The organism is Herbaspirillum sp. Her2, from assembly GCF_057961375.1.
Window position 1 is genome coordinate 3,143,556 of the sequence record NZ_CM176331.1, and the last position, 9,129, is coordinate 3,152,684.

Annotated in this window: 13 protein-coding genes; 1 reads left to right on the top strand and 12 read right to left on the bottom strand. The window is 60.6% G+C overall.

What is annotated here, in order from left to right:
- Nucleotides 1-26 precede the first annotated feature (26 nt).
- From ACWHXP_RS14235 to ACWHXP_RS14290, 12 genes are all read right to left on the bottom strand, one after another.
- Nucleotides 27-395, bottom strand: a complete 369-nt coding sequence (locus tag ACWHXP_RS14235; RefSeq protein WP_134134591.1) for a hypothetical protein — start codon at nucleotides 393-395, stop codon at nucleotides 27-29.
- Nucleotides 396-655: 260 nt separating this feature from the next.
- Entirely contained in the window at nucleotides 656-826 is a 171-nt protein-coding gene (locus tag ACWHXP_RS14240) for a CsbD family protein (protein WP_034338233.1), read from the bottom strand.
- A 289-nt stretch (nucleotides 827-1,115) separates the two neighbouring features.
- Complete coding sequence (locus ACWHXP_RS14245) at nucleotides 1,116-3,149, bottom strand: PAS domain-containing sensor histidine kinase (RefSeq protein ID WP_489635714.1); 2,034 nt, start codon at nucleotides 3,147-3,149, stop codon at nucleotides 1,116-1,118.
- 164 nt (nucleotides 3,150-3,313) lie between these two features.
- Complete coding sequence (locus ACWHXP_RS14250; protein WP_232729739.1) at nucleotides 3,314-3,811, bottom strand: response regulator; 498 nt, start codon at nucleotides 3,809-3,811, stop codon at nucleotides 3,314-3,316.
- 83 nt (nucleotides 3,812-3,894) lie between these two features.
- Nucleotides 3,895-4,524 (bottom strand): response regulator, encoded by a 630-nt coding sequence (locus ACWHXP_RS14255; protein ID WP_006464715.1) that lies wholly within the window; start codon nucleotides 4,522-4,524, stop codon nucleotides 3,895-3,897.
- Between the two features lie 345 nt (nucleotides 4,525-4,869).
- Nucleotides 4,870-5,199, bottom strand: a complete 330-nt coding sequence (locus ACWHXP_RS14260) for a BON domain-containing protein (protein WP_008326489.1) — start codon at nucleotides 5,197-5,199, stop codon at nucleotides 4,870-4,872.
- 136 nt (nucleotides 5,200-5,335) lie between these two features.
- Complete coding sequence (locus ACWHXP_RS14265; protein WP_034338224.1) at nucleotides 5,336-5,713, bottom strand: hypothetical protein; 378 nt, start codon at nucleotides 5,711-5,713, stop codon at nucleotides 5,336-5,338.
- A 179-nt stretch (nucleotides 5,714-5,892) separates the two neighbouring features.
- Complete coding sequence (locus ACWHXP_RS14270) at nucleotides 5,893-6,105, bottom strand: CsbD family protein (RefSeq protein ID WP_034338221.1); 213 nt, start codon at nucleotides 6,103-6,105, stop codon at nucleotides 5,893-5,895.
- A 72-nt stretch (nucleotides 6,106-6,177) separates the two neighbouring features.
- The gene (locus tag ACWHXP_RS14275) at nucleotides 6,178-6,741 is read right to left on the bottom strand and encodes a ferritin-like domain-containing protein (protein ID WP_034338218.1); all 564 of its coding nucleotides are present in this window, start codon (nucleotides 6,739-6,741) and stop codon (nucleotides 6,178-6,180) included.
- A 122-nt stretch (nucleotides 6,742-6,863) separates the two neighbouring features.
- Complete coding sequence (locus tag ACWHXP_RS14280) at nucleotides 6,864-7,178, bottom strand: ElaB/YgaM/YqjD family protein (RefSeq protein WP_034338215.1); 315 nt, start codon at nucleotides 7,176-7,178, stop codon at nucleotides 6,864-6,866.
- 445 nt (nucleotides 7,179-7,623) lie between these two features.
- Nucleotides 7,624-7,806, bottom strand: coding sequence for a hypothetical protein (locus ACWHXP_RS14285; RefSeq protein WP_034338212.1), 183 nt, complete (start codon nucleotides 7,804-7,806; stop codon nucleotides 7,624-7,626).
- A gap of 38 nt (nucleotides 7,807-7,844) precedes the next feature.
- The gene (locus ACWHXP_RS14290; RefSeq protein WP_034338209.1) at nucleotides 7,845-8,042 is read right to left on the bottom strand and encodes a CsbD family protein; all 198 of its coding nucleotides are present in this window, start codon (nucleotides 8,040-8,042) and stop codon (nucleotides 7,845-7,847) included.
- 580 nt (nucleotides 8,043-8,622) lie between these two features.
- Here ACWHXP_RS14290 and ACWHXP_RS14295 point away from each other — a divergent pair.
- Nucleotides 8,623-9,087, top strand: coding sequence for a ferritin-like domain-containing protein (locus ACWHXP_RS14295; RefSeq protein WP_489624886.1), 465 nt, complete (start codon nucleotides 8,623-8,625; stop codon nucleotides 9,085-9,087).
- Nucleotides 9,088-9,129: the final 42 nt, after the last annotated feature.

A 9,129-nucleotide genomic window follows, 5' to 3' on the forward strand; every position in this document is an offset into this window, starting at 1 on the left:
GTCGAATAGGGGAATACGGCCGCCGATCAGGTCGACGGACGCATGATCACGCGCGGCGCCTTGGGCTGTTGTGCGTGATCACGATAAACCGGTGCGCTGGGCGCAGCCTTGGCCGGTTCGCGTTGCGCTGCCGGATCCTTGCCATCGGCTCGTGCGCCAAACAGCAGCACGGCGTTCTGGAGGGACTTGGAGCGCTTGCTCTCGGCCATGTCCATGTAGCGGAATTTCTTCTGCCCCAGCTTGTGCAGACGCGCTGCATCCACCGGCATGTGACGGTCCATCGTGGAAGCCGACCAGCGCGATGCGCTGTCGACGGCTTGCGGAGTTTCTGCGAAAGCGTGAGAGGCGAAAGCCGAAGCGGCTGCCAGCATGCAAATACCGACTGTTTTTTTCATGGTCGTCCCTTTCAGGGGTCCCTTCTGGCGGTGAGCAAAATTTCATGCGGCAAACCGTGAACTCTTTTGCAATTCCCGGCTCTACCAGCACCATGACCACATGGTCGCGGAAATTGCTGCATCACAAAATCAGCCGTTTCCGATATTCGTGTAGGCGTTTTCCTACACGCGCTGTGCTGCCTGCTTCAGATGTCCTTCACACCCTGCCGGCCCGTGCCGCCGGTGCCTGATCAGGTCACCGGAACACGGACATCCAGGACTTAGTCCTTGGCGGCTTCCTTGGCATCGCCATAGGTCTTCTGGACGTTGCCTTCGACCTGCTTGGCAGCACCCTTGACCTGCTGGCTGGTATTGCCGGTCAGCTCACCGGTCTTCTCCTGCACCTTGCCTGCCACTTCCTTCAAGCTGCCTTTGATCTGGTCCTTGTTCATGATGGCTCCTTTGGGTTGTTTGCCTGATGGTTACCCGGTGCCGCACTGGGCTGGCTGCCGGCTCCGCCACCCTTGCCGGCCCGACGGGCGGTGAGTGACGATGAATTCATGGTACCGATGAGCCTGTCGGGCGAACATAAGAGAGTCGTCCTTTCACGCGTAGGAAAAAACGAAAAACCGTGCAGGAAAAACGCTCTTCAAACAAACCTCACCAAAACGCAAAAAGCCGCCCTGGGGGCGGCTTTCAGAGGGTGTGACGCAATCTTGAATACCGTCGGGCGCCGGCCCGTCAAGTCTCGCTGGCAGCAAGTTCCGGACGGATCGGCAGGCTGATGCTGATGAGCGCGCCCTTGCCCGGCGTGGAGCGGATATCGACCTCGCCACCAAAGAACGTGGCGCGCTCGCGCAGGCCGCGCAGACCGTAGGTCTTGTGGTTGTCGCGCCGCTCTTCGGGAATGCCCACGCCATCGTCGCGCACGGTCAGCGCCACATGATCCTCATCGACATCGAGAATCACGTCGACCTTGCTGGCCTTGGCGTGCTTGGTCACGTTGTTGAGCATTTCCTGCAGCATGCGGTAGATGGCGATTTCCATCTCGTGGCCCACATCGACGTCTTCATCTGGCAGGCTGGCGTGGCAGGCGATGCCGGTGCGCTCGTGCAATTCATCGAGCTGTTCCGAGATCGCAGCCTTCAGCCCGAACAGGTCCAGGGTATTGGGACGCAGCTCGGTCTGGATGCGCCGGGTGGTGGCCACCAGCGACTTCATCAGGCCTTGCATGCGGGTCTTGCGATCGGCCCATTTTTCATCCGGCGGCAGGATCTGGTAGACCCCTTCCAGGTGCATCGACAGGGCCGTCAGCGACGCGCCCATGTTGTCATGCAACTCGCGGGCGATGGCGCGCTTTTCTTCCTCGCGCACCGTTTCCAGGTGGTTGGTCAGTTCGCGCAGCAGCGCCGTACGCTCGATGACGGTCTTTTCCAGCCGGCTCTCGCGCTCGCGCAATTCATCCTCGGCCTGCTTGCGTTCGGTGATGTCGGTGCTGATGCCGATCACCCCCTGCACGCTGCCATCCTTGCCGAACCACGGCACCTTGGCAGTCTGGAAGGTCACCACGCCTTCGGGCAGGTGAAGCGTCTGCTCCAGCTTCTCGGGCTTGCCCGAGGCCATGACGCGGCGATCATCGCGGTCGACGGTGTCGGCCTCTTCCTCGACCAGGAACAGTTCACGGCTCGAGCGGTACATGGTCTCTTCCCAAGTCTTGCCCAGCTTGTGCAGCGTGGCCGGGTTGGCGAAGATCATCAGGCCCTGGCGGTTCTTGACGAAGATCGGGTCGCTGGTACTTTCACTGACGGCATTGAGCAACGCACTGGTTTCGGCCAGCTTCTGGGCGTTGCGCGTGCGTTCACCGTATTCGCTGTCGAGCCGGCTGGCCGAGCCCCAGAAGATGAAGAGCACGATCACGCCGTTGATCAGCGTCAGGGTCGGCAGCACCAGCTCCGGCAGGATCCAGCCATGCGTCATGCCCCAGTTCAGCAGCAGGCTGAAGGCCAGCAGCAGGAACAGGGTCTGCGGCAGCAGATGGCGCAGCATCTGGCCACCGGGCGCCATGCGCAGGATCACCGCCATGAGCGGATGCGAGGGACGCGCCATCAGCAAGGCCGCGCCCAGCAGCGCAAACACCAGCGACGACAGCAGAGAGATGGGCAGCGGGAAATCGAGATAGATGAACTGGCTTACGTCATACAGGTAGCCCACCAGAGGGATGGCCGACAGGCCCATGAGCGTGAAGGCGAGATATTCCGCCGGATAGTAGCCGCCCAGCAGACGCCAGTCATGCAGCAGCAAGGCCAGCGCCATCAGCACGAAACCGACTGAAATCAAAGGAGGAACGGCCAGTGGCGAAATCGGATGCGCACCATCCAGCGGCAACCAGCCCAGCGTGTACATCACGCCCTGCACCAGCGAGGCCACACCCAGCACCAATAGCAATACCGCCAGGCCGACGGCCAGCTTGCGCACCGAAGGACGGCGCGCGCCGGAATGCATGCAGCGGAAATAGAGCGCCGAAGCGCCCAGGATGAAACCGCCCGCCGTCACCTCCCGCACGGCCAGCAGGCCCGAGAGCAGGCGACGATATTCTTCGCCCAGCAGGCCGGTCACCAGCACCACCACGCCCAGCAGGATCACCGCCATGGACAGGCCCATGGCCAGCGTCACCATGCTGCTGTAATGCGCGTGTGACGCGGCAAAATACTCCACCGATGCGCTGTTCTGGAGATCGGCGGAGGACGGACGAAGGCCGTCATTGTTCTTCTGCATCGTCGAAAATCCCTTGCTTTGGTGCGACCCGTGCCGCCTGCGCGCCTTCTGTGGCGGCCTGCTTGCCATGATCGGTTCTGATTGTCTGATCCATCAAGGTCGCGCCGAACTGCCCTGGCGACTTGCTGGGTAGCTGCACCACATGATGCAGCAAAAAAATAAACTTACATTCCGCCCGTCTGGGCCGGCCCCTGCGGCGGCGTATTGTTGCTCGATGAGGTGCGCCCCAGCTTGCCCGCTCTCTTCTGTGCCAGCTCTTCCAGCAAGTCACACAGCAGCGGCAATTCGGACGACTTGTCAAAGAAGTGCTGCACCCCGCATTGCACTCCCACGCGCCGATAGGTCGGACTCACATGATTGCTGAAGACTACCTTCACTTCGCTCTGGCGACGCGTATTGGAGCGCGCCAGGGACTGCAGCAGGCTCATGCCATTGCCCTGCTTCAACTGGATGTCCAGGATCAGTACGTCATAGCTGTTCTGCTGCAGATGGCGCAAGGCCTCCAGTTCGGTTTCGGCGTAGCCCACCAGGCGCACACCGGCGATTTCCGACAGGCTCTCCACGATCAGGTCCCGCACGTCCTCCGAATCCTCCACCAGGAAGATCCGCAAGGGCGTCCCGTCGCTGTCGCGCTGGGCCCTGCTGTTGAGATTGTCATCCATGATGCGCCGTACCACTCTTCCTTGCCCGCCGCCCGGCCAGAATGGCCAGAGACGGCGACATATCCGCCCGGGGGAAACCCGGCTCAGTCGATCAGATTGTTCTTGATCGCGTAATAAATGATGTCCGCGTTGTTGGTCATGCTCATCTTCTGCAGCACGCGCGAACGATAGGTACTTACTGTCTTGACCGACAGGCACAGCTCGTCGGCAATCTGCGTCACCCCCTGGCCTTGGCCGAGCTTGTAGAAGATCTCGTACTCGCGCTGCGACAAGGTTTCATGCAAAGGCTTTTCCGAATCCACCGGTTCGCTGGTGAGCAGCTCGGCCACGCCATAGCTGATGTACTTGTGCCCGCGCAGAATGGTGTTGATGGCGTTGACCAGTTCGGTTGCCAGCGCTTCCTTCTGCACGTAGCCGGAGGCACCGCTGCGCAGCACCTGCACCGCATAGCGGCTCTCGGGGTGCATCGACAGCATCAGTACCGGCAATTCCGGTTTTTCTCGCTTGATCTGCTTCAGCACTTCCACGCCACTCTTGTCGGGCATGGCGATATCGAGCAACACGATATCCCAGTCCTGGGTTCGCACCAGGCGAATGGCTTCTTCCGCCGTGCTGGCCTCCCCGCCGATTTCCATCGACGGAATTTCCGAAATGAAGTGGTGCACACCTGCCCGTACGACCGCGTGGTCATCGACTACAAGTATTTTTGTCATGGCATTTTTGAGCGGTGAATTGATACTTCAGCGCCGTTGGCGCTGCTTGGACCTGTTTTATGTTTGTACTCGATTCCGGCGAGGACCCTGCACACGATTCCGTACAGCAATCTGTACACGATTCACGCGCGTCCTGCGGCCGGCATCGCTGCCTCCCTGTCCTGACAAGCCGGCTGGCCTGCCCCTGCCTGGCAGCAACGGGTTCCAACTATACCTGACAGGCCCTGACCTGTCTTCTTGCGAAACGCACCGGATCGCCCGATGCGCTTTGCAAGTGGCACGTCCACAAGCTGACAAAGCGCGGACCGGTCAACAGACCGGCCACGCGCTTGCAAGTTCCCCGCGTTATTGCTTCAGGCGCAGGTCATTACGCACCGAGACCACACCCTTGACGCCACGGGCCAGTTCGGTAGCGCGGGCAGCGGAGGTGGAGCTGGAGACGAAACCGGACAGCTGGACCACGCCCTTGTAGGTTTCGACGTTGATTTCAGCGGACTTCAGGTTCGGCTCGTTGAAGATGGCAGCCTTCACCTTGGTGGTGATGACGGCATCATCGACGTACTCGCCGGTGCCTTCCTTGCCCGGGCTGGATGCGCAGCCCACCAGGGAAACCATGAACAGGGCCAGGAAGAAACCGAGGAAACGCTTGGTCAGGGACATTTTGGTCAGCGACATGATGAAACTCCTTTGAGTTGGTTTGCGCAATCAGGTGACTGCGACAGGAACGAAATAAAGAATTTGCCTTGCATCCGCCCGGGCCCCTGGCCCGGTGCAAATCCACTGCCATTGCGCTCAATCGCGCGGGACAGGATTACTTGCCGAACTTGGCCTTGGCATTGGCCACGCACTTGTCCTTGGCGTCGCCGCTCATGGCATCGCACTTTTCCTTGGCGACGTCATAGTTGGCGTCGTTCTTGTCCTTCATGGCGTCCTTGTCGGCTTCCACGCCCTTGCGCTTGGCCTTGGCGTCAGCGATGGTGGATTCGTGAGCTGCCTTGGCTTCCTTCTCGCAGACATCCTTGTCGTTGCCCTTCAAAGGACCGCACTTCTTCTTGGCCGCCTTGTAGTCGGCATCGGCCTTGGCCTTGTCTGCCTTGTACTGGGCCGCTGCCGGATCGGCTGCGAAGACTGCGCCATGCATGCCGATAGCGGCTGCGCCGAAGATCATGGTTGCGATGATTTTTTTCATTGTGTCCTTCCTCATGGTTTGCTTGGGTTGCGGCCTGGGGCCGTATTCTTATGCAGGCCGGCATGGTGACCGGCCTGCGTCCTGCACTTGCACTCACTCACACTCACACACTCCAACTCCTTGCCGTACCCTCGCCGGGACTGCGCGCCCGGCGGCGGTACGTCGACAAGCAGGGGCGCTTACTGGCGCAGATCCTTGTTGCGATCTTCCCAGTCGCGGATCTGCTTTTCGGCTTCGTCCTTGCTCACGCCGTAGGCTTCCTGCACGCGGCCGGCCAGCTGGTCGCGCTTGCCCGCGATGACGTCGAGGTCGTCATCGGTCAGCTTGCCCCACTGTTCCTTGGCCTTGCCCTTGAATTGCTTCCAGTTGCCTTCAACGATGTCCCAGTTCATGTCAGTCTCCTTGCAAAGTTGCGGGAACGAATTCCCGGAATGGTCGGCTGTTCCAGTGCGTTCTGAGCGGGCTTACAGGCCCAGCAGATCGCTCATGTCGTCGGCGTGCTCTTCTTCCTGCGCCATGATCTGGATCAGCAGGTGCTTGGTGGTCGGATCGTCGTCGCCGATGCGTTCGATCATCTGGCGATAGGCTTCGATGGCCACACGCTCTTCCACCAGGTTGGCGCGAATCATGTCCTTGATGTCCTCGGACTCGTCGTATTGCGCATGGCTGCGCTCGGCAATGGTCTTGGGATTGAAATCGGGCTCACCATTGAGTTGCACGATGCGCTCGGCAATCTGGTCGGCGTGACTTTGCTCTTCCTGTGCGTGCGCCAGGAACTCGCCCTTGATCGCTTCCACGTTCAGGCCCTTGGCGGTGTAGTAGTGGCGCTTGTAGCGCATCACGCACAGCAGCTCGGTCGCCAGGGCATCGTTCAACATCGCCACGACTTCTTCGCGGTTGCCGCGATAACCTTCGGTGACGGCACCGTCATCGATCTTCTTGGCGGCGGCACGGATGGCGTCCTTGTCGAGGTGGAAGCTTTGCTTGCTCTTGACGTCGGTTTTCGGTGGATTCTTGGTCATGGTCATTCCTTCTCTCCGGTTTCTTGACTAATGCGCGCTTCAGCTTTCATCGCCGGCAGCGCGCCTGGCTGGATCCGGACTGGCCGCGAGGGCCACACCGGGTTCCGGGAAAATCCTCTGCGCAGTGCTCAGTAGCGGTCCGCGCTGCGGCCCACGGCCAGACCGACCAACAGGCCGATGCCGGTGCCGATGGCGATGGCACGCCACGGGTTGGACTGCACGTAATCGTCGGTGCTGGTGACGATCTGGCGACCGGTTTCCACCACCGCAGCCTGCGCATCCTGCGCGGTGTTGAGGGCCTGCTCCAGCAGATCCTGGGCGCTGGCGCGCAGATCGTCGGCCTTCTTGCCGGTGGCGTTGGCGGCCTCGGCAAACAGGTCCTGCGCCTGTTGCAGCAGGGATTGCACGTCGGTACGGGCGGTCTTGAACTTGTTGGCTTGCATGCTTGGCCTCCTTGTATGCGTTACGGTTTGATCGGGGCGGCGTGGATGATCCGGCCACCCGGGGTGAGGCGTTCTCACGGTGTTGCTCACATCAGGTACTGCAGCACGATCAGCATCAGCACCGGTACACCCAGAAGCCATCCGAGCACGAGCTTGTCCATGATCTCCTCCCTTGTTCTTGGTCATGCCGGGCGGTTGCGGACTGACTCGACGCAATTTCCGGCGCCTTCGTTGATGCTGTCCTGCTGCTGTGTTGCCTTGTATTACCTGGTCTGTTACCTGTATTGCACGGTGCTGCTTCCGCGCTATCCGCTCGATGCCTGATGCGGGCTGTCGCTTGCTTCGGCGAGTCAGGTGCACGATACCGATGCCTTGTTGCGCTTTGTATCGGAGTCAGCCCGATTGGCGTGTAGGACAAAGGCCCATCAACCTGCGTTGCCGCCCGTCACCGCACGCGACGGCGGGCCGCGGGCGGCGGGCTGCCGCCCTCATCTTCCCAACGCTGCAGGGCGATGTCCTGCTGGCGCTGGTCGCGGCGCTGCGCCTGGCGAGCCAGCATGCGCAGGCTGGCACCAACGGCCACACCGGCGATGCCGGCGGCCCACAACAATGTCTTTCCGAAACTCATCAATGCTCTCCTTCGGTTTGCGTCGCAGCGGCAGAGCCTTACAGCGAACCTGCACGCTGGCGCAGGGAGCGCTTGATCAGATCCTGCGCTTCGCCTACGGCGTGCATGATGCGACCGTCCATCTGGCGGCGCTGTGCCGCACGCTGCAGTTGCACGTTGCCCAGCACCGATCCCACGCTTTCCTGGAACTTGCCGAGGGCAAAATTGAACTGGCCGGTGATCGTCTTCTTGTTCATGATGTGGTTCCTCGTGGTCAAGGGTTCAACATGGATTGAAAGGAGCGGTGCAGGTCTTGCGTAGACATGTTCGCGATTCGCAGCAGCGTTTTTTGCTGCCTGAGTCACCGTGAACATCATGGGAAAAATGATAGCGAGCGCCTACTGTTCTGCTCTATAGGACGGCGGCCGATTGTTTTGTAGGACAAAGCGGAAAGCCTTGTCAGCATTGGCGTTTCGCCGGGTCGGGTGTTGCTCACCGTAGCGTTTCAGGCAGCAAAAAGCTGGGCCGTTTCCTACATCGGCTTGCGGTCCCGTCCGATGGAAATCGATACGCCCGGATCCTAGGATGGAAACGTGCAATGACGGTCCCGTTTCGTCCGGCAGGTGAGCAAGGGGAAACCGGATCGTTGACCATTTACCTGAACCCGACAAGGAGAACATCATGGGCAAGTATTTCCTCGCATGGCTGTGTGGCGTCCCGGCATTCCTGCTGGTGCTGATCTATTTCTTCGTCCACTGACCGACTCACTGCCGCCTCCATTTGCACCCGCGCTGCAGCGGTGCGTGAAGAGGGCGAGCCACAAGAAAGGAAGACAACATGACCAACGACCACCTGATTTCCACCCTGAACGACCTGATCCAGATTTCCATCGATGGCGAAAAAGGCTTCCGTGCCTGCGCCGATGATGCACAGGAACGCTATATCCCCTACAAGGAAACCTTCAGGGAACGCGCGACGGCCTGCGCCCAGGCCGCGCTGGACCTGCAGGACCTGGTGCAGCGCTTGGGCGGCGACCCGGCCAGCCACAGTACGCTGGGCGGCACACTGCACCGCCAGTGGGTGAACCTGAAAAGCGCCATCACCGGACGTGATGACGAAAGCATTCTGGACGAATGCGAACGCGGCGAGGATGCCGCCGTCAACGCCTATCGCAAGGCCTTGAGTGAAGAGCTGCCGACCGATATTCGCCTGGTCATCGAGCGCCAGTATCAGGGCGTGCTGGCCAACCACGACAAGGTGCGCAGTCTGCGCAATGAGGTGCGGGCACGCAAGGCGGCCTGATGCAGTGATTGTTCATCCCTGCGTCATCGTGGTTGGATGACG